Source organism: Herbiconiux sp. A18JL235, assembly GCF_040939305.1.
Lineage (GTDB): Bacteria > Actinomycetota > Actinomycetes > Actinomycetales > Microbacteriaceae > Herbiconiux.
Genome location: NZ_CP162511.1, coordinates 556,919 through 579,529, shown reverse-complemented (window position 1 = coordinate 579,529; position 22,611 = coordinate 556,919). Strand labels below are relative to the sequence as shown.

Here is a 22,611-nt window from a genome sequence, read left to right as displayed (position 1 = left end):
ACGTCGGCCTGGGGCCGAACCCGGCTCTACTCCGCGGACTCCACGGCCTCGAGCCGCACCGTGCCGTCGGGGTCGACGCTCCAGCCGGGGTTGTGGGCGATCTCCCACAGCACACCGTTGGGATCGAGCACGTGCCCATGGCGACCTCCGAACGCGGCGGTCTGCGGGGGTTTGCGCACGGTGCCGCCGGCCGCGCGCATCCGCTCGACGACCTGGTCGACCTCCTCGGGAGAGGAGACGTTGTGCGAGAGAGTGAAGCCGGCAGGGGCCGCCGGTGCGTTCGGCACCGGAGCGGCGTTCTCGGGTGCGGTCGGGTCGCCCTCGAGATCGCGGTCGAAGGCGTGCGCGTCGAACAGGCCGAGCACGAGGCCGTGGCCGATCTGGAAGAACAGGATCTCGCCCGGCACGTCGAGCAGCGGCTGCCAGCCGAGCCCGTCGCGGTAGAAGGCGCGTGCCGCATCGAGATCGGAGGTGGACACGGTGAGGAAGTCTGCCCGCTGCTGCATCGTCGCTCCTTTGTCGTGGTCGTCGTGGTCGTTGTCGTCGGGGTCGTCAGTGTCGTCAGTGTCGTCAGGGTCGTCTCGGCGCAGGTGCGCGTGGACGCGTGCGGGCGCCGCCGCGCGGGCGCGTGTGCGCGTCGCCGCGCGGGCGCGTGTGCACCTGCGAGGCGGTGGGCGCGTGCCACCCACCCTGCACCACGGGCACTCATGTCGCCAGAGCCTTCACGAGGCCGCGCCGGTCGGGCGGGCGGCCGGAGAGGTCGAGCGCCCGGGTGAAGCAGGCCGTGACGAGCGAGGGAACCGGGGCCGGCCAGGTCGGCGCCTCGAACAGCGGCTGCCACTCCGCGGGCGGGGAGCCCTCGGGCCAGGGCGCGTCGTATCGGTAGTCGAGCCCGTGCCGGAGCCCACAGGCGCGGGTGTCGCCCTGCACCGTGACCCATCGCCACGCCTCGGTCTTCTCCGCCTCCGGCCACCCGGCCGGCACCTCCACCACCACCGGATCGGGATCGTCGACCGGCGCCGGCGGCCACGGCGCATCGCCGGGGCTACCGGCCCCCGCACCACCCGCCCCCAGGGCGCACAGGGTGGCCACCATCATCGCCAGCACCTGGTGCATGTATCTCCTCTCGACCGGTTCGACTGATCGGAGAAGCTACAGACTTCCGAGGTGCGTCAGGTGCCACCGAGGAGGATCTGTGGATAACTCTCGCGGAGGTGCAGCTGTGCACGAGGCACCGCCGAGCGGGCCGGCGGTGTTACATGGAGGCATGAGCGACGATCCCGGCCGAGGCGGAAGCGCCCGCGTGCTGGTCGTCGCGATCGTCGTGGTGGGCGTGGCGCTGCTCGCGGTCTTCGCCGTGGTGCCGCTCGTGTTCACCGCGGTGAACGGCAACCCTGCCGGCCTGCTGCTGTTCGGCGGGCTCTTCGCCCTCGCGGTGGTGGTCGCACGACTGCGCTACCCCGGCCTCTGGCGCACCCCGGGCGACCGCCGCCGCAGACGCTGACGCCAGCGCACGCACGCACGCTCGCGCAGGCCGCGCCGACCCTCACACGGCTTGCGCGAACCCCGCCTCGGCCCCGGCCCCCAGCCCCGCGAGCGCCGGCGGGATCTCCCGGCCCTTCCGCCGCATCGACTGCGCCCAGAGCCGCCCGGCCCGGTACGACGACCGCACCAGCGGCCCCGCCAGCACGCCGAGGAACCCGATCTCCTCGGCCTCCTCCTTGATCTCGACGAACTCCTCCGGCTTCACCCACGACGCCACCGGCAGGTGCCGCGGCGACGGCCGCAGGTACTGGGTGACCGTGATGATGTCGCATCCGGCACCGTGCAGGTCGGCGAGCGCCTGCGACACCTCCTCGCGCGTCTCGCCCATGCCCAGGATGAGGTTCGACTTCGTGATGAGCCCCGCCGCCCGCGCCTGCGTGATGACGTCGAGCGACCGCTCGTACCGGAACGCCGGCCTGATGCGCTTGAAGATGCGCGGCACCGTCTCCACGTTGTGGGCGAACACCTCGGGCCTCGACGAGAACACCTCCGCGAGCAGCTCCGGGTCGCCCGAGAAGTCGGTGGCGAGGATCTCCACCCCCGTGCCCGGGTTCAGTTCATGGATGCGCCGCACGGTCTCGGCGTGCAACCACGCCCCCTCGTCGGGCAGGTCGTCGCGGGCGACCCCGGTCACCGTCGCGTAACGCAGACCCATCGCCCGCACCGATTCCGCCACCCGGCGCGGTTCGTCGCGGTCGTAGTCGGCGGGCCTGCCTGTGTCGATCTGGCAGAAGTCGCAACGCCGCGTGCACTGCGAGCCGCCGATGAGGAAGGTCGCCTCCTTGCCCTCCCAGCACTCGAAGATGTTGGGACATCCCGCCTCCTGGCACACGGTGTGGAGCTCCTGGGTCTTCACGAGAGACTGCAGGTGCTGGTATTCCGGGCCGAAGCGAGCCTTGGTCTTGATCCACTCCGGCTTCTTCTCGATCGGCGTCTCGGCGTTGCGCACCTCGAGCCGCAGCATCCGTCGCCCACCCGGCGCGTGCGCCGGAGCCGCGGGCGCCAGCAGAGAACCGGATGCCACGGCACCGCCCGCAGGCCCGCATCCGCTCATCGCGCGACCTCCGCCAGCTCGCGCACGGCGCCCGGGGCCACGAATCGCGCCCGCACCTCCGCCACGACGTCGACCGGCTCGACCCTTCGGCCGAGCACCTCGCTCATCGTGGTGACCCCCGCATCCCTGATGCCGCACGCGACGATGGCGTCGTAGGCCTCGAGGGAGTTCGAGCAGTTGAGGGCGAAGCCGTGCGTGGTGACGCCCTGCGCCACGCGAATGCCGATCGCCCCGAGCTTGCTCTCGCGTGGGCGAGTGCCCCGGCCACCACCCCCGCCGCCTTCGGTCACCCAGATACCCGACCGCCCCTCCACCCGGTGCGCGTCGATGCCGAACGCCCCCACGACATCCAGCAGCAAGGCCTCGAGCGAGCGCACGTAGGCGACCACGTCGATCGGGTCGGGAAGCCGCACGATCGGGTAGCCCACGAGCTGGCCCGGCCCGTGCCAGGTGATCTTGCCGCCGCGATCGACGTCGACGACGGGGGTTCCGTCGACCGGCCTCTCCGACGGCTCGGTGCGCCTGCCCGCGGTGTAGACGGGCTCGTGCTCGAGCAGCACGACCGTGGGAGGCGACACTCCCGCCGTCACCTCGTCGTGCAGCCGTGACTGCAGCGCGAGACCCTCGGCATACGGCACGAACCGCCGCCCCACTCCTTCGTCGACGAACACTGTCATAGCGCCAGCCTAGGTTAATTGGTCTGGGTACAGAAATAGCAGAACGCTCGGGCGTAGGGTCAATGGAGAAGATGCAGCAGCGACTCGGCATTGCGTACCGCGTTGCCCTCGCCGTCGTTGTTGAAGTAGACGAGCACCTCGCGGCCGCCGCCCTCCCACTCCCGCACCCGGTCGGCCCACCATCGCAGGTCGTCGTCGGAGTACGAGCCGCCGTAGAGGTGTTCATGGTCAGGCCCGTGCATCCGTACATAGACCACCTCGTTCGTCGCGCGCAGCACGCACGGCAGTCCGGCTCCGCTCAGCACGCAGTACGACGCTCCGGCGCGCTCGAGCAGCTGGAACACGGCCTCGTCGTTCCAGCTGGGGTGCCTGAACTCGACGGCGACTCGCATCCAGCCGGGCAACGCCGCGAGGAAGTACCCGAGCCGCGCGTCGTCGCGCACCATCGTCGGGGGCAGCTGCACGAGCAGCATCCCGCGCCGGTCGCCGAGTTCGTGCAAGCCGCTCGTGAGCCTGCCGATCCACGTCTCGGGTTCGAGCAGTCGCTTGGCGTGGGTGAGGCCACGGGGTGCCTTCACCGAGAGCAGGAAGCCCTGCGGCAGCCGCTCACGATAGCGGCGGAAGCCGTCGTCGCGCGGCCAGCGGTAGAAGCTCGCGTTGAGCTCCACCGTGTCGAAGCGACGCACGTAGTGCTCGAGGCGGGCGGCCGACAGCGTGCCCGCGGGGTAGAGGACGTCGTTCCAATGGTCGTAGCTCCAGCCCGAGGTACCCACCCGAATCATGCCGGTCACCGTACTCCGGCGGCCGGGTGGGTGTGCGCATCCGCGCGGGGCTTGACAGCCGCGAAAGATCGGGCGATCTTCCGGGGTGATCGATGGGAAAAGGGGCCTGAATCTCGTCGCTCGGCTGGCATCCTGAGGACATGAACGACAGCGTGACCCTCCGCTTCCTCGCCGCACCCCAAGACACCGCGGCGGGCGGGCTCACCGTCGCCGCCGGTCGGGTGCTCGAGTGGATCGACAAGGCGGGCTTCGCCTGCGCCGTCGGCTGGAGCGCGTCGTACTGCGTCACCGCGTACGTCGGCAACGTGCACTTCACCCGGCCGATCGCCGCGGGCGACATGATCGAGGCGCGGGCGCGCGTCATCCAGACCGGGCGCACCAGCATGCAGGTGCTCGTCACCGTCGCCGCCTCCGACGTGCGCAGCCGCGAGTTCACGCCCGCCACGCACTGTCTCCTCGTGTTCGTCGCCGTCGACGCCGAGGGCCGGCCGCAGGAGGTGCCCACCTGGCACCCGTCGACCGAGGGCGACCGGATGCTGCACGACCGCGCCGAGGAACGCCTGGCCCCGCGGCGCGCCATCCGCGACGCCATGCTCGCCCAGGAGTACTCCGACGCCGGCACCACGCCGCGCACGGTGTTCCGCTTCCTCGCCGCCCCGGCCGACGCGAACTACGGCGGCAACGCGCACGGCGGCACCGTGATGCGCTGGATCGACGAGACCGCGTACGCCTGCGCCGCGAGCTGGAGCTCGGAGGCGGCGGTGGCGGTCTACTCGGGCGGCATCCATTTCTTCCGCCCCATCCGCATCGGCGACATCGTCGAGGTCGACGCGCGACTCATCCACACCGGCGAGCGCAGCATGCACGTCGCCGTGCGGGTGCGCTCGGGCTCGCCGCGCACCCCGCACGAGCTGCAACTCACGACGCAGTGCATGAGCATCTTCGTCGACCTCGGCGACGAGGGCGCGAGACCCGTCGCCCCGCTCCCGCTGAACTCGGCCGAAGACCTGCGCCTCGACGCTCACGCCGAGGAGCTGATCCGGATGCGCGGGGCGCTCGAACGCATCCCCGTAGGCTGAGTACGGGCTGTCCGTGTAGGCCGCTCGCGTCAACCCCAGGCGCGCTGTCAGTGGATGATGTTACCGTCGTAAGGCTCTAGAGCGCGGAAGACTGCCGTGCCGAGAAAGGCAGGGCATGGATTTCCGAAGCAAAGAGGTTCTCGAGCAGTGGCTCGAAGACTTCCGCTCCTCCCGCGAAGGCGGGATCCTCGTGAACGTCATCATTCAAGACGGCACAGACGGCGCCGACACCGGTCTCGTCGTGGTGCCCTTGCGCAACGCTCCGACCGATGTCTACATGCAGCCGGTCGGTATCGGCGAGTCGCGCTGGACGGTCACCCTCAACGCACGCACCGAAGACGTCGAGCTCGACGCGGCGCAGCTGCACGCCCTCGCCTCCGAGCTCGAGGTCGCCGCCTCCCTCTGCTCCTACCTGCAGGAGCGTTCGGCCGAAGGCTGAGCTGAGCTGCGGCGCACCGCCGCCGAGACCCGTCTTGCGCCCGCCTCGCCGGGCGATCGGGCAGCGCGCTCATAGATTTCCTCACTAGTGTGTACTGGCGCACGCCCGCCCCACGACCGAGGAGAAGCCTCCGCATGAGCCCCGCGAAGTCCGAGAAGGACCTCTACGACGGACTGTCGAAGAAGGACCGCCAGGCGCTCTCCCGCGAACTCGCCCGCATCAAGCGCGAGGAGGAACGGGCGAGGCGCCGGCGCAACCGCATCCTGTTCGTGACCGGCTCGGTCGTGGTGGCCGTGGCCATTCTGGCCGGGGTGGGCTTCGCGGTGTACAACGGCATCCGCGCCACCTTCGTCGGTCCCGCCAACATGTTGAGCGACGGCGTGCTGTTCACGGGCGACGGCAGCAGCGTGAGTGCCACGACCACCGACGCGCTGCAGCCCGGCGAAGAGCCCATCGCCTCCGAGCTCGACACCTCCCAGGTGCTGCGGCTCACCGAGTACGTCGACTACGCCAGCGCCGACGTCTCCACCTTCGAGACCACGAACGGCGCCGCACTGCAGGGCTACGTGTCGGCCGGCTACGCCAGCCTCGAACTGCACCCCGTCGCCCTCGAGGGCCCGGGCAGCTACGCCGCGCGCGCTGCGAACGCCTTCGCGTGCGTGGCGAACGGCCTGCCGAACGCCGCTCTCGTCGCCCACAACGCACTCGTCGCCGCGCAGCCCACGCTCCCCGACGGCGGGCTCAGCAACGACGAGCTCGTCAAGCTGATGGAGGATGCCGGGATCACCGACGACGGCATCGCCTCATGCATCCGGGGCGACGAATTCTCCGACTGGGTGACGGGGGCGACCGACCGGGCGAAGGCGAGCATCCCGAACTCCGACGTCACGGCGCTCAGCACGGTTCCGCTCCTCGTCGTCGACGGCACCGCCTACACGGGGGCGCTCGACGACACGGAGGCGCTCAACACCTTCATCACCGAGGTGTTCACCGAGAAGTCGGCGGCCGCCGCGGGCGACGGGACGACGGAGGATGGCGCGACCGACGGCGGTACGGGCACCGAGGGCAGCACTCCTGCTCCGTCCCCTGCTCCCGCCGGGTAGCGGCGGAGCACGCGGTCAGCGGCTCGCGAGCCAGTCGTCGTAGCTCTGCCGACCGAGCACCGCATCCCGCCCGGGCAGCAGGGTGCCGTCGCGGAGCGCGCGCCCGAACGGCCCCGGCAACGCGATCTCGAGCACCGCTCGTCGCCGGCCCGCGGCGCGATCGTGCGCGCGCATCATGCGGGCGAGGTTCTCCTCGCGTGGCCCGGCCAGGGGCGCGATCTCGCCCGCCGGACCGGCCTCGGCCAGCGTCACGAGGTGCTCGGCGACCTCGCGCGCCGCGATCGGCTGCGTGCGCATCCGGGGCGCGAGGGCGACCGGGCCCACTCCGAGCCGCTTCAGCATCTGCGGGGCGAACTCGTGGAACTGCGTCGCGCGCAGCAGCGTCCACGGCACCGCGCCCTCGGCCACCAGCAGTTCCTGCGCGCGCTTTCCCGCGTAGTAGTCGTGCGGCGCGAGGTCGGCGCCGACGATCGAGAGAACGAGGTGGTGGCCCACGCCGGCGCGCTGCTCGGCCTGCTGCAGCATCCGGGACACCGTCGTGAAGAAGGCCGTCGACGCCCTGGCCGACTGGGTCTGGATGCTCGTGGTGTCGATCACCGCGTCGACCCCGTCGAGCGCGTGCTCGAGCGAGCGGCCCGTGGTGAGGTCGATGCCCGCCGAGCGGGCCAGCACCACCGCCTCGTGACCGCGAGCGCGGGCCTCGTCGACGACGAGGGCGCCGACGGCACCCGTTCCTCCCGCGACGGCGATCTTCATGCGCACTCCACCTTTTCCGCCCGCTGGTTGACGGGCTCCTCACTCTTTCAGACGACGGAGCCCTGGGCGATGTGACGCGCATCCGTACCCCCGGCCGAGCCGGGGTCGCGCGCGTCGTCGAGAAGCCTTCGGTCAGCTTTTCGCGGGTGCGGACGGCGCGACGCCCCTTGTCTCGTGGCTGCCGACCGGGCGGCGCAGGAAGTCGCCGATCCACGCGATCGCGTCGCGCGACTCGGGCAACACCGGCACGGCGGGAAAGTTGTGGAAGCCGTCGGGATAGACGCGGGTCTCGACGTCGACGCCGGCCCGCCGCAGGATGCGCGAGAGCATCTGCGTGTCGGGCAGCATCACATCGCGCCCGCCCTGCACGATCCGCACCGGCGGGAGGCCGGTGAACTCGTCGGGCTCGGCGAAGAGCGGGCTCACCTCGGGGTCGCGCACGTCTCGTTTCCCGGCCCACAACCTCCCGCACACCCGCAGGCGGGCGGGATCGAGCATCGCGTCGCGGCGCGCGAGCTCCCCCACCCGGGCATCGCCGAGACCGGCGTCGAGCCACGGCGCCACGAGCACCACTCCGGCCACTCCCTGGGCGCCCGGTGCCGGCTGTGCGCCCGGCGCCTGGGGTGTGCCAGGGTCGGGTCGACCTTCCACCGCTCGGCCGCCGCCCGGCCGCGGTCGGGCACGCACCGCCTGCCGCAGCGCCAACGCGCCGACCGCCGAGTCTCCCGAGAAGAACACAGGCGCGCCCTCCGCTTCGGCGAACACACGGCGGCGCACCTCGTCGAGGAACGGCAGGACATCGTCGACCGTGAACTCCGGCGCGAGCCCGTACAACGGCACGGTCACCGTCGCCCCACTCGCAGCCATCACCGCCCCGAGGAGCCACCAGTGCTGCACCACGAGCGGATGCACGTACGAGCCCCCGGGAATGTGCACCACCCGCACCCCGCTCGCACCCTCCCGCGGCGTCAGCGTGATCACCCGGTACGCGCCGACCGTCTCCTCCCGCACGTGGCACCGCTGCCGCAGTCCCCGCGGCACCTCCGCCGACTCCGGGTACACCCGACCCCGCAGCATCCGCTCGAGTTCCTCCACCCGCCGCGGCCTCTCCCCCACCATCCGCCGCACCCTCAGCACCGGCCCCATCACCCTCATCACCGCCGACACGCCCACCCCTCCCTCGTGTGGCCACCCTACGACCGTGTGCACACTGTCGTGCCGCAGATGCCAGTCCCCGTCGAGAACGTCGCGTTCCGGGTCGACGGGTCACTCGCGCCGCAGAGATCGCGCGCGACCACGTCATGCGTACCCACCTCGAGCGACCGTGGGACGATGGGTGGGTGGCGACTCGGGTGGTGGTGGTGGCGGACACGCACGTGCCGAAGCGGGCGAAGGTGCTGCCGCGGGAGGTGCTCGAGGCGATCGAGCGGGCCGACGTGGTGGTGCACGCGGGCGACTGGGTCGACGTCGAGACGCTCGACCTGCTCGAGGGGCTGAGCCGCAAGCTCGTGGGGGTGTGGGGGAACAACGACGGGCCCGCGCTGCGGGAGCGGCTGCCCGAGGTGGCGCACGAGGTGATCGACGGGGTGCGGATGGCCGTGATCCACGAGACGGGCGCCGCGACGGGGCGGGAGCGCAGGATGGACGCACTGTTCCGGCCCGACCCGGCCGACTCCTCCGCGGCGCAGCTGCTCGTGTTCGGGCACAGCCACATCCCGTGGGACACCGTGACCCCGAACGGCCTGCGCCTGCTCAACCCGGGCTCGCCGACCGACCGCCGTCGTCAGCCCTTCCGCACCTACCTCACCGCCGTGGCCGACGCGGGCGCGCTCCGCGACGTCACCTTGCACGAGCTGTCCTGACACATCCTGGTCGCCCAAAGTGCGCCCATTTCCCGCCTTGGTGACACTTTGCGCGACCACACGCCCGATCTTCTATGCTCGACCTTCTCGCGGGCGGCGCCGGTCACGCCGGAGGCACGCTCACTGCGCGGTGTAGCCGCCGTCGATCACGAGCTCCGCCCCGGTCATGTACGACGACTCGTCGCTGGCGAGGAACAGCACGCCGTTGGCGATCTCGCGGGGAGTGCCGAGTCGCTTCATCGGGGTGATGTCGACGATGCCCGCGGTCACGCCGGCGTCTTGCGCCTCGATCATCGGGGTGTCGATGATGCCGGGGTGGATCGAGTTGCAGCGGATGCCGTCGCCGACGTACGACAGGGCGACGTTCTTCGACAGCGACCGCACCGCGGCCTTGCTCGCCGTGTACGCCGAGACCCCCGCCGCCCCGGCGATGCCCCAGATCGACGAGGTGTTGACGATCGACCCACCGCCGTTCTCCCGCATCACCGGGACGACCTGGCGCACGCCGTAGAAGCAGCCGTTGAGGTTGATGTCGACGATGCGCTTCCACAGCTCGGGGTCGATCGTGTCGATCGGCTCGTACGAGCCCACGGTTCCGGCGTTGTTGAACAGCACGTCGACGCGACCGTGTCGCTCGACGACGCCCGCCACGAGCCGGCGCCACGACTCCTCATCGGTGACGTCGTGCTCGACGAACTCGATGCCGTCGGCCAGCGGGGTGTCGACGGAGAGGTCGGCGACGACGACCGTCGCTCCTTCCTCGGCGAACAGCTCGGCGGTCGCCCGGCCGATGCCCCTCGCACCTCCGGTCACGATCGCGATCTTGTCGGTGAGTCTCATCTCGGTGCTCCATTTTCTGCGTGGGTCGATGGGGTGGCACCCGGCCTGACGAGCACCTTGATCTCGTGACGCGAATCCTCCGCCCGCCTCACGGCTTCCGCGATGTCGGCGAAGTCGAGGGTCGACGACACGAGCACGCTCAGGTCGATGCCGCGCCGTTCGACGAACCTGATTGCGGGGGCCCAGTACTCCGGCGGTGCCCCGGTCGAGCTCGACACGGTGAGGCCGCGCTGCTGCACGAGCCCGAGCCGCGACGGCACGGCGCGCGGCACCGAGACGCCCATGAGCAGCACCCTCCCCCGGTCGTCGGCGCTCTCGAGCGCTGCGGCCTGGGCCGAGGGCGCTCCGGATGCTTCGACGACGAGATCGGCGAGACGCCTGCCGGTCTCCCGCTCGACGACCTCGAGCGGGTCGCCGTCGGCCTCCGCCCCGAGAGGGTCGACCGCGACGGCCGCGCCGAGTGCCAGCGCCAGCTCTCTCCGAGGCGCACTCGGGTCGAACACGACGACCTCGGCTCCCGCCGTCGCCGCCTGGATGACGGCGGAGAGGCCGATGGCACCGAGCCCGTACACGTGCACGGTGTCGGAGGCACTGACACCGCCGACCCGCTGCAGAGCTGTGAAGACGCAGACGAACGGCTCGATGATGGCGGCGGTCTGCAGCTCGACCGACTCGGGCACGGCGAAGCACATCGTCTCCGAGACCGTGAACAGCTCGGCCATCGCGCCGTCGTGTGTGACGCCGAACCAGGAGTTGCCGCCGAGGTCTCCGTGCCCGAGCACGCGGTCGCCCGCCGAGAAGCGTGAGGCGCCCGGGCCCGTCTCCACCACCACGCCGGCCCACTCATGTCCGAGCACGTGGGGGTAGGCGATGACGAACGACTCCGGCATGCCGCCGTGGAGCTGCTCCAGGTCGGAGCCGCAGATGCCCACGAAGGCGGGGCGCACGAGCAGCTCCCCCGCGCCGGGCACCGGGCGGGGGTGCGCTCGGTAGCTCACCCCGACCGTTCCCGACGCGTCTCGGTCGACGATCACCGCACCGATGGCGCCGGCGAGGGCACCACCGACGCCGCCGGAAGCGGTGTCACGCCTCGAGCTCTCGCTCATGCGATGCCCCTCCCCGCACCGACGCCGACACCGAGTGCGGCTGCATCATCGCGGGCGAGCGCGGAGAGGTCGACCAGTACCTTAGGCTTCGCGTCGCCGGCTGGCACTCCGAACGCGTCAGGCGCGTCTTCCCATCCGATGACGTGCCGGATGAGCAGCTCGGGCCGGATGACACCGGCGGCGATGAGCCCCACGGCCCGTGACAGATGCGCCACCCCTCCGAGCACGCCGGTGATGGTGAGCCCCTTGGCGACGATGGACGAGCCGTCGACCGGCACATCGGCACCGCCGGGAATGCCCACCTGTGCGATGCGGCCGCCGGGGCCGGTGATGCGCGAGGCGGTGAGCAGAGCCGGAGTGGCACCCGAGGCCTCGACCGTCGCGTCGAAACGGTCGCTCGGCGCCTCTTCGGGGCGGGCGATCGCCACGGCACCGCACTCCTCCGCCCGCGCGAGTCCGTGCTCGTCGATACCGACGGCGGTCACCCGGGCACCGAGCGCCGAGGCGATCTGCACGACGAGCAACCCGATCGTGCCGGTGCCGATCACGGCGACCTCGTCGCCCGGCATCACTCTGATGGCCTCGAGGGCGCCGAGCGCCGTGACGGAGGGTTCGGCGAGCACAGCGGCATCGGGTCCCACCCCTTCGGGCACGACCGCGAGGTTGGCGGCGGGGGTGCGCACATAACGCGCGGCGGCCCCGGGAACGTTGCCGCGCACGCCCTGCTCGGCCCGGTTCGGGCACAGGTTGATGGCACCCGAACGGCAGACCGGGCAGGCCAGGCACGGGAGGAAGGGCTCGCCCACCACCCTGTCTCCGACGGCCACCGAGCGCACCCCGGGAGCTACGGCGACGACGCGGCCGACGAATTCGTGGCCCGGCTGGAAGGGATAGGTGGTGAGTCCACTCCTTATATATGCGGAGTGCCCCGAGTGGAGGTGCTCGTCGGTGCCGCAGATGCCGAGGCGCTCCACCTCGACCAGCACGTGACCGGTTCGTTCCCCGGGCACCGGCACGCGCATCCACTCTGCTCGGCCGGCCGCGACGAACTGGAGTCCGGCCATCTCACCCGTCGGCCAGCGCGCCGGCTCGTCATGCTCGACGCTCATGCGCGACCCAGCTTCGCGGAGCGGAGCAGATTGAGGCGACCGGAGAAGTGACCGAACACCAGAGCGGCGAGGATGATGAGACCGTAGATCGCGCTGATCCAGAACGACGGCACGTTGGTGAGCGTGAGGATGTTCTGGATGATGCCGAGCAGCAGCACGCCTGTGGCTGCTCCGACCATGGTGCCCCGGCCGCCGTCGAGCGAGATGCCGCCGATGACGGCGGCGGCGAAGACAGTGAAGATCATGCCGTCGCCCTGGTTGGCGGTGACGGACGCGATGCGGCTGGTGAGCATGAGGCCGGCGAGGGCCGCGAGCATGGCGCCGACCACGAACAGGCCGATGGTGATGCGCACCGTGTTGATGCCCGCCGCCTTCGACGCCTCTTCGTTGCCGCCGATGGCGTAGATCTTGCGGCCGACGGGATGCTTGCGCATGAACAGGGCGACGACGACGAAGGCGACGACGACGATCCACACCTGCACCGAGATGCCGAAGATGTAGGAGTTCCCCAGCGCGGTGAACTCGGGCGGGAGGCCGGAGAGGGTCTGGCCGCCGGAGATGCCGAGGGTGAGCCCGCGGAGGAAGATCAGCATCGCCAGCGTGACGATGAAGGCGTTCAACCTGAGCACGGCGATGAGGAAGCCGTTGAACAGGCCGATCGCGATCGACGCCACGAACATCACGCCGAAGGCGGCCCACGGCGAGAGGCCGAGCCCAGACCCGCCCACCGCGGCGGGGAGCACGAGCCAGGCAGCGAGCATCGGCGCGAGGCCCACCGTCGACTCGAGCGACAGATCGAAGTAGCCGGCGATGAGGATCATGCTCTCGGCGATGACGACGACGCCGAGCACCGCTGAGGTCACGAGCACCTTGTTCACCAGGTTGTTGACGGTGAAGAAGTTGGGCGTGAGGATCGAGCCGATGATCATGACCAGGATGATCACCGGCAGCAGCACGAGTTCACGGAGTCCGCCGAAGCGGTCGGCGAGCGGCGTCCGCCGCGGGGCGGTGGCGACCGCCGTCTGATCTGTCATCTGGGTAGCCTTCTCGGTATCGCTGGTCGTTCGGGAGTGTCGAGTGGGGGTGCCTGCCTCACGGGTCATGCTGCTTCCCCTTGCACGGCGGCGACGAGCTCTCGTTCGTCCCAGCCCGCCGGGAGCTGGGCGTGCACGCGGCCCTTGAACATCACCAGCACGCGATCGCAGACGGCGAGATCGGCGTCGTCGCTCGACACGACGATGACCGAGCGTCCGGCCGCCGTGAGCTCGGCGATCGATTCGTAGATCGAGGCCTTCGCTGAGACGTCGACGCCGGCTGTGGGGTTGATGAGCACCAGCACGGCCGGGTCGGATGCGAGGGCACGCGCGAGGACCACCTTCTGCTGGTTGCCGCCGCTCAGCTCTTCGATCGGCTGGGTCGGGCCGGCCGCCTTGATGCTCCAGGCCGCCTGGAGGCGGTCGTAGTACTGTCGCCGCCGCGACCCGCTGATGAGGCCGGCGCGGTTGCGGATGCGGTCGAAGATCGTCATGGTGGCGTTCTCCTCGACGCTGAGCGCCGGGATGAACCCGCTCTCGTGCCGGTCTTCGGGAACGTAGCCGATTCCGGCACGGATGTTCGCCCCGATCGAGGAGGTGGAGATTCGGCGTCCCTCCAGGGTGATGACGCCCGCGGTGGGGACGGTGAGGCCGGCGATGGCCTCGGCGAGCTGCACGTGACCTGCACCGTCGAGCCCCGTGAGACCGAGGCATTCCCCCCGGCGGAGCACGAGGTCGGATCCATCGACCGCCCCGTCGACCGAGACGCCCTCGACCGCGAGGACGGTCTCGCCGAGCTCGGCGCGGCGCCGCGCTGCCGGGTCGGCGGCGAGGGAATCGGTGAGGGCGGGCCCGACCATGGCATCGACGATCGAATCGATCGTCATCTCGGAGACCGGCGCGTGCAGCACATCCGTGCCGTCGCGGAGGATGGTGACGGAGTCGCAGACCTCGAACACCTCCTCGAGGTGGTGGGAGACGTAGATGACGGTCACACCCCGTCGCCTGGCCTCAGCGATCTTGGCGAACAGCTCCTGGCTGCCGCCCTCGTCGAGACCGGCGGTCGGCTCGTCGAGCAGCAGCACCTTGGGCCCCTGCGAGAGGGCACGACAGATCTCGACGATCTTGCGCTCGACCGGTTCGAGTTGATCGGCCACCCGATCGGCGACCCTTCCGATCCCCCACTCGTCGAGCAGGGAACGCGCATCCGCCATCAGCCTGCCCCAGGCCACGCCGCCGAGCCGGTCGGTCGGGTACCGTCCGAGCCAGATGTTCTCGGCGGCGGTGAGGCCGGGGATGAGGGTCGACTTCTGATAGACGCAGCCGATCGCGTCAGAACCCGCGCCCTCCATCGCACCGTCGGCGCCCAGCACGCTGATGGTGCCGCCGTCGGCACGGCCGAGCCCGGAGAGGAGGCCGATGAGGGTGGACTTGCCGGCGCCGTTGCGGCCGAGCAGCGCTCGCGACTCCCCCACGGCCACCGTGAGGTCGACGCCGTCGAGTGCGCGGGTCGATCCGTAGATCTTCGTGAGCCCGCTGATGCGGACGGCGATGTCGTGGCGCTCCCGGCCGTCGGTCGTCGTCATCGTGCCTCCTCCTCCGGTGTCCGTCAGCCCTGCGAGTTGCCCCAGAGGGCGGGGTCGTCGACGTTGTCCTTCGTCACCACGGGCGAGGGGAGCAGGTCTTCGAGGATGCCGTTCTCGTCTTCGACGATCTCGCTGTCATGATCGGTGGGGCCGGCCTCATAGGTCTTGCCGTCGATCGCGTCCTTGACGTACTGGGTCGAGTACTTGCTGTACAGGTCGGCCGGCTGCGACACGACGGCATCGAAATAGCCGTCGCGCACGAACTGCAGCGCCTCGCTGCCGCCGTCGATCGCGGCCAGGAAGATGTGGTTCGGGTCGTCTGACGTCGTCCACTTGCCCTGGGTCTGCAGCACCTGCGCGATGCTCGGACCCATCACGGTGTCGCTGGCCATGAAGATGCCGGCGAGGTCGGTGGTCGAGGCGACCGCCTGTGCCGCGTCGGCGGCTTCCTGGGCGACCCAGTTGGTGGGGCGGGAGATGACCTCGACGTCGGGGAACTTCTCGGTCATGCAGTCGGTGAAGCCGTCGGAGCGGTCGAGACCGTTCACCGATGCCAGGTCGCCCTGCAGGTTGAGCACGGTGCCCGTTCCGCCGATCGCCTCGCCCATCGCTTCGCACGCCGCGGTGCCCATGTAGTAGTTGTCGGCACGCACGACCATGTAGACATCGCCTCCGTTGGGGGCCACGTCGACGGTCACCACCGGCACGCCCTGGTTGTTGGCCTGTTCGATGCCCGGGATGACCGCACTCGAGTCGACCGGCACCACGATGAGTCCGTTGACGTTCTGGGCGAGCAGGTTCTGGATGTCGGTGATCTGCTGGGCGGGATCGGCGTCGGCGTTGGTGGCCGGCAGCAGGTCGAGCCCGATCTTCTCGGAGTCGACACCGATGCCGTCGACCAGCACCACCTGGAACGGGTTGGTGAGGAACGAGCCGGCGAGGCCCACCGTGGCGGAGTCGCCGGAGGCGGTCGAGCCCCCACCGGTTCCGATGGGCGTGTTGCTGCAGCCTGCCAGGACGGCGGGGACGAGCGCTGCGGTGAGCAGCACCGGGGCGATGCGGCGGGGCCGGTGGCGTCGTGCATGGTTCATCCGTGAACTCCTTTGTTCGTGGTGCGACAGGGTCGGGCCTGAATAGACCGTTCCAGTAGACCGTTCCATTCTCGTCGTGTCAAGTCCCGATCACGCGGTGGCACGGATCGTGCCACCGTCGACGCCATACACCGAACCTGTCGTGTACGAAGCCGCGGGCGAGGCCAGGAACACGATCGTGCGGGCGACCTCCTCGGGGAGGCCCATTCGGCCGAGCGGGATGCCGCGGTCGGCGATGAAGGCATCGATGGCCTCCTGCCCCTCGGCCCCGTAGGTCTTCTCCATGGTCTCGGCGAACCCGCCTGGCGCGTACCAGAACGGGGTCCAGATGGGGCCGGGGCAGACGGAGTTGACCCGCACCGAGGGTGCATAGGTGAGAGCGAGCGACTTGCTGACACTCAGCATCGCCGACTTGCTCGCGGCGTAGTCGACGATCACCGGCTCCGCCTGGCGTGCCAGGTCGGAGGCGACGTTCACGACCGCCCCGCCGCGCTCCGCCATGCGGGGCACGACCACGCGGCAGGTGCGCACCATGGCGAACAGGTTGAGCTCGAGGGTGCGGTGCCAGAGCGCATCGTCGATCTCCTCGAAGCCGAGCATCTTGCCCGCCCCGACGTTGTTGACCAGGATGTCGGGTGCCGAGCCGAAATGACCGAGCATGGCGTCGGCCGCCGCGTCGACGCCCGCCTCGGTCGACAAGTCGAACTCGCCGACCGCCACCTCGCCCGACTCGAGCTCGTCGACGTAGGCGCTCAGCGTCTGGCCCTGGATGTCGACGGCGTAGACCGCCGCACCCTCTGCGGCGAGCGCCTCGACTGTCGCCCGCCCGATGCCTGTGGCCGCGCCGGTCACGTACGCCGTCTTGCCTGCAAGTCCGAGATCCATCTCATGTCTCCTTCGTCATCGAAGGGCCCGCTGCACGGGCCCGCTGAGGCCGGGACGTCGCTCTCGGCGGGAGTCGCCGACCCGTCGGGCCCCGGCGTGAGGATTGCATCATCGTTCAACTGAGCTTGTCAACTGTGCAGTCTGGAAATACATTGAGGGGCATTCGTTTCACCCGGACTCAACGACGAGGAGATTCCATGCCAGAGCCCGAGCTCATCGCATCCTGCTGGACCACGGCCGGCGATGCCGCCCCGCAACGAGGCGACGAGACCAGCCCGTTCGCGCTCCTCGACCGCATCCGCGCCGCCGGCGCCGCCGGATGGTCGGGTTTCGGGCTGGTGCACGCCGACCTCAAGACTGCTCTGACCACCCTCGACTACGCCGACATCAGGGGCGCCCTCGACGACGCCGGCCTCCGCTACCTCGAGCTCGAGTTCCTCGGCGACTGGTGGACCGACGGCGACCGCCGCGTCGTCTCCGACGCAATGCGGGGCGAGTTGTTCGAGGCCGCACGAGCGCTGTCGCCCCTCCACATCAAGTGTGCGGGCGACTTCTCGGGCGGGGTCGTCGACGACGAGCTGCTCGTGCGCGAGTTCAGGAAGCTGGCCGAGGAGGCCGCCGATGCAGGAACCCGCCTGGCGCTGGAGGCGCTGCCGATGACGAACTTCTCGACCATCGAGGCCGGGCAGCGCTTCCTCAGCGAGGTCGCGCATCCGGCGGCCGGGCTGTGCATCGACATCTGGCACGTCTACCGCGGCGGAACGCCGATCGACGAGCTCACGGGCTTCGTCGACCCGGCCACCCTGTTCGCCGTCGAGCTGAACGATGCCCGGGCGGCGCAGCCGGCCGACCTCTGGATCGACACGGTCGACGAGCGGATGCTGCCCGGCGAGGGCGAATGGGACGTCGCAGGCTTCATCAACGTCATCCGCGGCCTCGGTTTCGACGGCCCGTGGGGAGTCGAGATCCTCTCCGCGGCCCACCGCTCCCGCAGACTCGACGAGGCGCTCGACGCCGCCCGATCGGCCACGCTCGGCGAGTTCGCCAGGGCCGACGAAGCACTACGCGGATGAGGTCCCGGAAGCGCTCACTCCCCTGAAGCTCGAGCCCCGTACCACCAGACGCGGCCGCACGACGTCGGTCATGAACGGCGCGCCCGGTTGCTCGAGCCTGGCGAGCAGCGCCCGGGCCGAACGCTCGGCCATCTCGGCGTTGTTCTGGTCGACCGTGGTGAGGTCGATCTGGCTGAGGGCAGACATGGCGATGTTGTCGTACCCCGTCACCGCCACGTCGAGGCCGAGGTGGGCGACTGCCGACATCACACCCATCGCCGACATGTCGTCGGCGCAGGTGATGGCGGTGGGGGGCTCCGGGTTGTCACGCAGCAGATGCATCGCTGCCGCATGACCGGCGCTGATGGTGTAATCGGCCTGGATGACCGACAGATGCTCGCGGAGCCCGTGGCGCTGCATCGCCTTGCGGTAGCCGTCGGCCCGATCGGTGGCGACGGCGCCGGGGATTCCCGAGACGTGGACGATGCGGCGATGGCCGAGACCCACCAGGTGGTCGACCACGAGCTGCAGGCCCAGCTGGTCATTGCCCCGCACGGCGTCGGCCGTCGGCCCGTCGGGGCCCCAGCCGGAATAGACCACCGCCCGCGCGAAGTCGACCCGGTTGAGCGCCGGATGATCGTGCATCGACCCGATGAACACCAGCCCGGTCACCCGCAGGTCTCGCAGCACGTCGAGCGCCGAGAAATCGAGACGTCGGCTGCCGTTCGTGGGCGAGAACAGGGTGAGCAGCACCGTATAGCCGGCGTCTTCGATGATCGGCTTGATGATGTCGACCACGTCGGACGCCCAGGGCTGCTCGAGGTCGCGGATGACGAAGCCGACGAGCTTGCCGGAACGGGGATTGGCGGTGAGGGAGCGGGCCGCGAAGTTGACGCGGTAGCCGAGTTCGTCGGCGGCTCGCAGCACCATCGCGCGCCGTTCGTCGCTCACCCCGGGCGCTTCGCGCATCACGAGCGACACGAGCGACTTCGACACCCCGGCCTTCTTGGCGACGTCGACGATCGTCGGTCGTTTGGTCGCCATACCAGGTGCCCTCCTTGCGCAAACACGGGTGTGCTGATTGTTGCACGAGAAGTTCGCCCGCGTGACGGGAGGGGCGGCCCGGCCGCGCTAGGCGAGGCCCAGTTGGGCGCGGAGCCGCTCGGCCGGGTCGTCGGGGGTGCGGGAGCCCCGCTCGGGGGCGCCGGCAGGCGCGAGGCGCTCGGTCATGGCCAGCAACGATCCCGGAATGGCGATGCGCGACTGGATGGCCCATCGGCCTTCCTTGCGCACGAAGTGGTCGGCGTAACGACCCGACGAGATGGCCTCTTGGCTCCCCCCGCCGTCGACCGCGGCGCCGGTGCCGGGGCTCACGCTCTGCCAGGCGAGGAAGTAGGTCTCGACGAAGGCGGAGTCGTCGTCGGCGAACTCGATGAAGGTGTTGGTGACGTGGTGCGAGGAGAAGCCGATGGCGCGGTGGCGCTCGCCGATCCACTCGATGAGGCCGTCGACCCCGCCCTGGTAGGAGCCGTGGTCGTCGTGCGCGTCGTCGTGGTAGACCTCGCGCAGCATCTCGAGGTCGAGCCGGTCGATGGCCCGGCAGAACTGGTGCACCCGGTGCTGGATCTCAAGCCGGTCGCCCAGGCGGTCGCTCGAGAAGGTGTCGGTCGGGGTCATCGTCGTCCTCCGTTCGGGTCTAGCAAATCACGGACCGGCACCCGCTGGCTATCGACAGCCTGATTGAACACCCATACGATAGTGTTTAGTCTGTTTGAACACACCGAGGGAGTTGTGGTGGCTATGAGCGCACGCAGGATCGCAGTTGTCGGAACGGGAGCCAACGGCGCCTCGATGGGAGCCGACATGGTCCGCGCCGGCCTCGACGTGACCTTCATCGAGCAGTGGCCGGCCCATGTGGAGGCGATGCGCGAGCACGGCCTCACCGTGCATCTGCCCGACGGCTCCACCGAGATCACCCCGGTGTCGGCCTACCACTTCTGCCAGGTCGCCGAGCTGCGCGAGCCCTTCGACATCGTCTTCGTCTCCGTGAAGAGCTACGACACCCGCTGGGTGACCGAGCTCATCAAGCCACTGCTGCGGGAGGACTCGGTGGTGGTGGGGCTGCAGAACGGCATGACCATCGACGCCGTCTCCGATGTCGTGGGGGCCGAGCGCACGGTGGGCGCCGTGCTGGGCATCGCCGCGAACATGTTCACCCCGGGTGTCGTGGTGCGCCAGGTGGCTCCCGCGGGCACCTGGCTCACGGTGGGTACCCTGAGCGGCGCTCGCACCCCGGCTCTCGAGCACGTCGTGGAGGCGCTCGGGCACGCCGGGAGCATCTCGGTCTCGCCCGACATCAGGGCGTCGAAGTGGATGAAGCTCATCGCCAACATCCCCGAGATGCTGCCCTCCGCCATCCTCAACGTGCCGCTGCTGACCGCGGCGGGCATCGAGGGGGTTCGCCCGGTGATGGACGAGGCGTCGCGCGAGGCCTACCGGGTGGCGACGGCCCTCGGCATCGCCATGGTGCCGATCTTCGGCAAGACCGAGGCCGATGTGCCGGGCGACGACCGCTACGGCATCGACCTGCTCGAGTCGGTGCTCGAGTCGTATTCCCTTCCCGACACCCGGGTGGCCGTGCTGCAGGACTGGGACAAGGGTCGCCGCGCCGAGCTCGACGCCTTCAACGGCTACATCGTGGCCCGGGCCCGCGAACTCGGCGTCGCGGTGCCGGTGAACGAGGCGATCCTTGCCATCGCGGAGCGCATCGAGCGCGGTGAGCTCACGCCCGACCCGGCGAACTCGACCCTGCTCGTCGACGCTCTGGCGGCGACCCGCGTCTGAGCGGGGTGGCCCTCAGCCCGCGAGCTCGAGCAGCAGCTCGAGGTTGTGCGGCCCGGGCTCGAGCTCGCCCCGCTCGATGCGGTGGGCGAGCTCGACGACCGCCTCGTTCACCGGTGCCGCCTGCCCGTGCTCGCGCAGGGTGCGGGCGACCAGGCCGTTCAGCTCGTCGACCTCGCTGCGCCTGCCCTTCATCCAGTCCTGCAGGACCGTCGTCTTGGAGTCGGGCATGACGAAGCCGCCGAGCAGGGTGTCGAGCAGCGTCTCGACCACGGTGGCGGGGTCTTCGACCGCCTCCGGGGTGAGGCCGAAGATCGGGAGCACGGGGTTCCCGAGCGCTGTCGTGGCGGCGAGCGCCTCCTCGCCCGAACGCAGCATGAGTGCGCGCATCTCCGGGATGGCCGCCGCCTCCACCATCGGGAGCCCGAGGATTCCGGTGGTCACGAGCGTCGTGGCGTTGCTCACGAGCTTCATCCACTTGGCCGCCCGGATGTCGTCGACCACCTCGACCGACCCCACGTGCTCGAGCAGCGCCGTCACCTCACCGACCCGATCGGCAGTCGCAGGGTCGATGCTGCCGACGGCGAACCAGCTGCGGTCGTGGGCGGAGTGGCGTTGCACCACACCGGGTTCGAACATCATCGACGTGATCTCGATGACGCATCCGATCGTGCGCTCCGGGCCGACGACGTCGGCGATGGTGTCGACGGTCATCCCGTTCTGCACGCCGACGAGCAGTCCTTCGGGGGCGAGCACCGAGCTGATGAGCTCAGCGGCCCAGCGTGTGTCATATGCCTTCATGAGCATGAGCACGATGTCGAACCGTTCGCGCACCTCGGCGACCTGGCAGAGATGCAGCACCCGCACCTCCTGGTGCAGGGTCTCCTCGGGCATCACGATGGTGGCGCCGGATGCGCGCATCGCCTCCACATGGGCGGGCCACTGCTCGATAAGGGTCACGTCGAGCCCGGCGCGGGTGAGGTCGACGCCGATGGAGGCGCCGTTCGCTCCGGCGCCGAGCACGGCGATCTTGGGTGCGTTCGTCATTGGTCTCCCTTGTGGAGTTCGCTCAGCACGTCGACCGCCGATTGCAGCGGCCGGGTTCCGGCACGGGAGATGCCGTGCTCGGCGAGCAGTTCACTGCCGTCGTCGCCCTCGTGGCGGCCGAGCACGAACCACATGCCCTGCGTCTCCTGGTCGGTGTGGTTGATGTAGAGGTGGGGCCGCAGCGAGTCGAACGCCATGGAGTCACCCGGCCTCAGGATGTAGGTGTCGAAGTCGAGCTTCAGCGTGAGCTCGCCGTAGAGGATGAACCCGTACTCGATGCCCGAGTGCCGCATCAGCCGGCCCTCGATGGAGCTGGAGCCGCCGGGCGCGTAGGTGGTGATGAGCGGGTCGACGATGCTGTAGCCGCCCACGGCGAGGCGCTGCCAGGTCACCCCGTTCTCCATCTCGATGGTCGGGTTGTCCTCCACCCGCTGGATGGGTGAGACGCGCGGACCCGGGAGGGGGAGCGCACGACCGCGAGGGTCGCCGCCGTCGACCGGGGGCACGGGTGCCGCACTCGTGCCGAGTGCCTCGTCGATCGACATGCCGAGGTAGGTCACGATCGCGTACAGCGTGCTCACCGAGGGATGCGTCTTTCCCGTCTCCACCTGCGACAGCAGGCTCGGCGAGATGCCCACGGCTGCCGCGACCGCGCGCAGACTGAGCCCCTTCGCTTCGCGGACAGTTCTGAGACCAGGGCCAAGATCGCTCTTCATGTGCACT

General features: G+C 70.1%; 25 protein-coding genes. 7 read left to right on the top strand and 18 right to left on the bottom strand.

Translation table 11 applies throughout. The annotated features are described in order from the left end of the window. Window positions 1-26: 26 nt before the first annotated feature. Together ABFY20_RS02660 and ABFY20_RS02655 are read right to left on the bottom strand one after the other, a co-directional pair. Entirely contained in the window at window positions 27-506 is a 480-nt protein-coding gene (locus ABFY20_RS02660; RefSeq protein ID WP_368498408.1) for a VOC family protein, read from the bottom strand. A 199-nt stretch (window positions 507-705) separates the two neighbouring features. Next, entirely contained in the window at window positions 706-1,116 is a 411-nt protein-coding gene (locus ABFY20_RS02655) for a hypothetical protein (RefSeq protein WP_368498407.1), read from the bottom strand. A 151-nt stretch (window positions 1,117-1,267) separates the two neighbouring features. Between ABFY20_RS02655 and ABFY20_RS02650 the strand changes: the two genes are divergently transcribed. Beyond that, window positions 1,268-1,504: a hypothetical protein gene (locus ABFY20_RS02650; RefSeq protein WP_368498406.1), complete on the top strand. Its 237-nt coding sequence runs from the start codon at window positions 1,268-1,270 to the stop codon at window positions 1,502-1,504. Window positions 1,505-1,546: 42 nt separating this feature from the next. On the opposite strand, the gene lipA is transcribed toward ABFY20_RS02650, so the two are convergent. From lipA to ABFY20_RS02635, 3 genes are all read right to left on the bottom strand, one after another. After that, the gene (lipA, locus tag ABFY20_RS02645) at window positions 1,547-2,509 is read right to left on the bottom strand and encodes a lipoyl synthase (RefSeq protein WP_368499850.1); all 963 of its coding nucleotides are present in this window, start codon (window positions 2,507-2,509) and stop codon (window positions 1,547-1,549) included. Between the two features lie 86 nt (window positions 2,510-2,595). After that, window positions 2,596-3,276 carry a lipoyl(octanoyl) transferase LipB gene (gene lipB, locus ABFY20_RS02640; RefSeq protein ID WP_368498405.1) on the bottom strand — a complete coding sequence of 227 codons (681 nt, stop codon included), beginning with the start codon at window positions 3,274-3,276 and terminating at the stop codon, window positions 2,596-2,598. Window positions 3,277-3,335: 59 nt separating this feature from the next. Next, window positions 3,336-4,058, bottom strand: coding sequence for a DUF72 domain-containing protein (locus ABFY20_RS02635; protein ID WP_368498404.1), 723 nt, complete (start codon window positions 4,056-4,058; stop codon window positions 3,336-3,338). A gap of 140 nt (window positions 4,059-4,198) precedes the next feature. Between ABFY20_RS02635 and ABFY20_RS02630 the strand changes: the two genes are divergently transcribed. The 3 genes from ABFY20_RS02630 (at window position 4,199) to ABFY20_RS02620 (ending at window position 6,679) form a co-directional block, all read left to right on the top strand. Continuing rightward, window positions 4,199-5,137, top strand: coding sequence for an acyl-CoA thioesterase (locus ABFY20_RS02630; protein WP_368498403.1), 939 nt, complete (start codon window positions 4,199-4,201; stop codon window positions 5,135-5,137). Window positions 5,138-5,252: 115 nt separating this feature from the next. Next, window positions 5,253-5,576, top strand: coding sequence for a hypothetical protein (locus ABFY20_RS02625; protein WP_368498402.1), 324 nt, complete (start codon window positions 5,253-5,255; stop codon window positions 5,574-5,576). Window positions 5,577-5,710: 134 nt separating this feature from the next. After that, a complete protein-coding gene (locus ABFY20_RS02620; protein WP_368498401.1) occupies window positions 5,711-6,679 on the top strand; it encodes a DsbA family protein in 969 nt (322 codons plus the stop codon). A gap of 15 nt (window positions 6,680-6,694) precedes the next feature. Here the strand turns inward: ABFY20_RS02620 and ABFY20_RS02615 are convergent, their stop codons facing one another. Both ABFY20_RS02615 and ABFY20_RS02610 read right to left on the bottom strand, forming a co-directional pair. Beyond that, window positions 6,695-7,435 (bottom strand): SDR family oxidoreductase, encoded by a 741-nt coding sequence (locus tag ABFY20_RS02615; RefSeq protein WP_368498400.1) that lies wholly within the window; start codon window positions 7,433-7,435, stop codon window positions 6,695-6,697. Between the two features lie 132 nt (window positions 7,436-7,567). Beyond that, on the bottom strand, window positions 7,568-8,602 hold the full coding sequence (locus ABFY20_RS02610) for an alpha/beta hydrolase fold domain-containing protein (RefSeq protein ID WP_368498399.1): 1,035 nt from the start codon (window positions 8,600-8,602) through the stop codon (window positions 7,568-7,570). A gap of 173 nt (window positions 8,603-8,775) precedes the next feature. Between ABFY20_RS02610 and ABFY20_RS02605 the strand changes: the two genes are divergently transcribed. Next, complete coding sequence (locus ABFY20_RS02605) at window positions 8,776-9,297, top strand: metallophosphoesterase (RefSeq protein ID WP_368498398.1); 522 nt, start codon at window positions 8,776-8,778, stop codon at window positions 9,295-9,297. Between the two features lie 120 nt (window positions 9,298-9,417). Here ABFY20_RS02605 and ABFY20_RS02600 read toward each other — a convergent pair whose 3' ends face one another. The 7 genes from ABFY20_RS02600 to ABFY20_RS02570 all read right to left on the bottom strand — a co-directional run bounded on the left by ABFY20_RS02600 (window position 9,418) and on the right by ABFY20_RS02570 (window position 16,948). After that, window positions 9,418-10,137, bottom strand: a complete 720-nt coding sequence (locus ABFY20_RS02600; RefSeq protein WP_368498397.1) for an SDR family NAD(P)-dependent oxidoreductase — start codon at window positions 10,135-10,137, stop codon at window positions 9,418-9,420. Then, window positions 10,134-11,243 (bottom strand): zinc-binding dehydrogenase, encoded by a 1,110-nt coding sequence (locus ABFY20_RS02595; protein WP_368498396.1) that lies wholly within the window; start codon window positions 11,241-11,243, stop codon window positions 10,134-10,136. The genes ABFY20_RS02600 and ABFY20_RS02595 overlap by 4 nt, the downstream gene beginning before the upstream one ends. Next, a complete protein-coding gene (locus ABFY20_RS02590; RefSeq protein WP_368498395.1) occupies window positions 11,240-12,352 on the bottom strand; it encodes a zinc-binding dehydrogenase in 1,113 nt (370 codons plus the stop codon). Before ABFY20_RS02590 ends, ABFY20_RS02595 begins: the two co-directional genes overlap by 4 nt. Then, window positions 12,349-13,386: an ABC transporter permease gene (locus ABFY20_RS02585; protein WP_368498394.1), complete on the bottom strand. Its 1,038-nt coding sequence runs from the start codon at window positions 13,384-13,386 to the stop codon at window positions 12,349-12,351. The genes ABFY20_RS02590 and ABFY20_RS02585 overlap by 4 nt, the downstream gene beginning before the upstream one ends. 65 nt (window positions 13,387-13,451) lie before the next feature. Next, window positions 13,452-14,972, bottom strand: a complete 1,521-nt coding sequence (locus tag ABFY20_RS02580; RefSeq protein ID WP_368498393.1) for a sugar ABC transporter ATP-binding protein — start codon at window positions 14,970-14,972, stop codon at window positions 13,452-13,454. A gap of 23 nt (window positions 14,973-14,995) precedes the next feature. Then, complete coding sequence (locus tag ABFY20_RS02575) at window positions 14,996-16,063, bottom strand: sugar ABC transporter substrate-binding protein (protein WP_368498392.1); 1,068 nt, start codon at window positions 16,061-16,063, stop codon at window positions 14,996-14,998. Between the two features lie 90 nt (window positions 16,064-16,153). After that, window positions 16,154-16,948: an SDR family NAD(P)-dependent oxidoreductase gene (locus ABFY20_RS02570; RefSeq protein WP_368498391.1), complete on the bottom strand. Its 795-nt coding sequence runs from the start codon at window positions 16,946-16,948 to the stop codon at window positions 16,154-16,156. Window positions 16,949-17,145: 197 nt separating this feature from the next. On the opposite strand from ABFY20_RS02570, the gene ABFY20_RS02565 reads away from it, so the two are divergent. Next, complete coding sequence (locus ABFY20_RS02565) at window positions 17,146-18,021, top strand: sugar phosphate isomerase/epimerase family protein (RefSeq protein ID WP_368498390.1); 876 nt, start codon at window positions 17,146-17,148, stop codon at window positions 18,019-18,021. Here ABFY20_RS02565 and ABFY20_RS02560 read toward each other — a convergent pair. Both ABFY20_RS02560 and ABFY20_RS02555 read right to left on the bottom strand, forming a co-directional pair. After that, entirely contained in the window at window positions 18,010-19,044 is a 1,035-nt protein-coding gene (locus ABFY20_RS02560; protein ID WP_368498389.1) for a LacI family DNA-binding transcriptional regulator, read from the bottom strand. The genes ABFY20_RS02565 and ABFY20_RS02560 overlap by 12 nt on opposite strands. An 87-nt stretch (window positions 19,045-19,131) precedes the next feature. Then, a complete protein-coding gene (locus ABFY20_RS02555) occupies window positions 19,132-19,677 on the bottom strand; it encodes a nuclear transport factor 2 family protein (RefSeq protein WP_368498388.1) in 546 nt (181 codons plus the stop codon). A gap of 123 nt (window positions 19,678-19,800) precedes the next feature. On the opposite strand from ABFY20_RS02555, the gene ABFY20_RS02550 reads away from it, so the two are divergent. After that, window positions 19,801-20,844: a ketopantoate reductase family protein gene (locus ABFY20_RS02550; protein ID WP_368498387.1), complete on the top strand. Its 1,044-nt coding sequence runs from the start codon at window positions 19,801-19,803 to the stop codon at window positions 20,842-20,844. Between the two features lie 12 nt (window positions 20,845-20,856). Here ABFY20_RS02550 and ABFY20_RS02545 read toward each other — a convergent pair whose 3' ends face one another. Both ABFY20_RS02545 and ABFY20_RS02540 read right to left on the bottom strand, forming a co-directional pair. Further along, the gene (locus ABFY20_RS02545; RefSeq protein WP_368498386.1) at window positions 20,857-21,888 is read right to left on the bottom strand and encodes a ketopantoate reductase family protein; all 1,032 of its coding nucleotides are present in this window, start codon (window positions 21,886-21,888) and stop codon (window positions 20,857-20,859) included. Then, on the bottom strand, window positions 21,885-22,604 hold the full coding sequence (locus ABFY20_RS02540) for a helix-turn-helix domain-containing protein (protein ID WP_368498385.1): 720 nt from the start codon (window positions 22,602-22,604) through the stop codon (window positions 21,885-21,887). Before ABFY20_RS02540 ends, ABFY20_RS02545 begins: the two co-directional genes overlap by 4 nt. Between the last annotated feature and the right edge of the window lie 7 nt (window positions 22,605-22,611).

Excerpts from the sequence above, each read along its gene's own strand:
- ABFY20_RS02660 (WP_368498408.1), bottom strand. The coding sequence starts at position 506 with ATGCAGCAGCGGGCAGACTTCCTCACCGTGTCCACCTCCGATCTCGAT.
- ABFY20_RS02655 (WP_368498407.1), bottom strand. The coding sequence starts at position 1,116 with ATGCACCAGGTGCTGGCGATGATGGTGGCCACCCTGTGCGCCCTGGGG.
- ABFY20_RS02650 (WP_368498406.1), top strand. The coding sequence starts at position 1,268 with ATGAGCGACGATCCCGGCCGAGGCGGAAGCGCCCGCGTGCTGGTCGTC.
- lipA (WP_368499850.1), bottom strand. The coding sequence starts at position 2,509 with ATGCTGCGGCTCGAGGTGCGCAACGCCGAGACGCCGATCGAGAAGAAG.
- lipB (WP_368498405.1), bottom strand. The coding sequence starts at position 3,276 with ATGACAGTGTTCGTCGACGAAGGAGTGGGGCGGCGGTTCGTGCCGTAT.
- ABFY20_RS02635 (WP_368498404.1), bottom strand. The coding sequence starts at position 4,058 with ATGATTCGGGTGGGTACCTCGGGCTGGAGCTACGACCATTGGAACGAC.
- ABFY20_RS02630 (WP_368498403.1), top strand. The coding sequence starts at position 4,199 with ATGAACGACAGCGTGACCCTCCGCTTCCTCGCCGCACCCCAAGACACC.
- ABFY20_RS02625 (WP_368498402.1), top strand. The coding sequence starts at position 5,253 with ATGGATTTCCGAAGCAAAGAGGTTCTCGAGCAGTGGCTCGAAGACTTC.
- ABFY20_RS02620 (WP_368498401.1), top strand. The coding sequence starts at position 5,711 with ATGAGCCCCGCGAAGTCCGAGAAGGACCTCTACGACGGACTGTCGAAG.
- ABFY20_RS02615 (WP_368498400.1), bottom strand. The coding sequence starts at position 7,435 with ATGAAGATCGCCGTCGCGGGAGGAACGGGTGCCGTCGGCGCCCTCGTC.
- ABFY20_RS02600 (WP_368498397.1), bottom strand. The coding sequence starts at position 10,137 with ATGAGACTCACCGACAAGATCGCGATCGTGACCGGAGGTGCGAGGGGC.
- ABFY20_RS02595 (WP_368498396.1), bottom strand. The coding sequence starts at position 11,243 with ATGAGCGAGAGCTCGAGGCGTGACACCGCTTCCGGCGGCGTCGGTGGT.
- ABFY20_RS02590 (WP_368498395.1), bottom strand. The coding sequence starts at position 12,352 with ATGAGCGTCGAGCATGACGAGCCGGCGCGCTGGCCGACGGGTGAGATG.
- ABFY20_RS02585 (WP_368498394.1), bottom strand. The coding sequence starts at position 13,386 with ATGACAGATCAGACGGCGGTCGCCACCGCCCCGCGGCGGACGCCGCTC.
- ABFY20_RS02580 (WP_368498393.1), bottom strand. The coding sequence starts at position 14,972 with ATGACGACGACCGACGGCCGGGAGCGCCACGACATCGCCGTCCGCATC.
- ABFY20_RS02575 (WP_368498392.1), bottom strand. The coding sequence starts at position 16,063 with ATGAACCATGCACGACGCCACCGGCCCCGCCGCATCGCCCCGGTGCTG.
- ABFY20_RS02570 (WP_368498391.1), bottom strand. The coding sequence starts at position 16,948 with ATGGATCTCGGACTTGCAGGCAAGACGGCGTACGTGACCGGCGCGGCC.
- ABFY20_RS02565 (WP_368498390.1), top strand. The coding sequence starts at position 17,146 with ATGCCAGAGCCCGAGCTCATCGCATCCTGCTGGACCACGGCCGGCGAT.
- ABFY20_RS02560 (WP_368498389.1), bottom strand. The coding sequence starts at position 19,044 with ATGGCGACCAAACGACCGACGATCGTCGACGTCGCCAAGAAGGCCGGG.
- ABFY20_RS02555 (WP_368498388.1), bottom strand. The coding sequence starts at position 19,677 with ATGACCCCGACCGACACCTTCTCGAGCGACCGCCTGGGCGACCGGCTT.
- ABFY20_RS02550 (WP_368498387.1), top strand. The coding sequence starts at position 19,801 with ATGAGCGCACGCAGGATCGCAGTTGTCGGAACGGGAGCCAACGGCGCC.
- ABFY20_RS02545 (WP_368498386.1), bottom strand. The coding sequence starts at position 21,888 with ATGACGAACGCACCCAAGATCGCCGTGCTCGGCGCCGGAGCGAACGGC.
- ABFY20_RS02540 (WP_368498385.1), bottom strand. The coding sequence starts at position 22,604 with ATGAAGAGCGATCTTGGCCCTGGTCTCAGAACTGTCCGCGAAGCGAAG.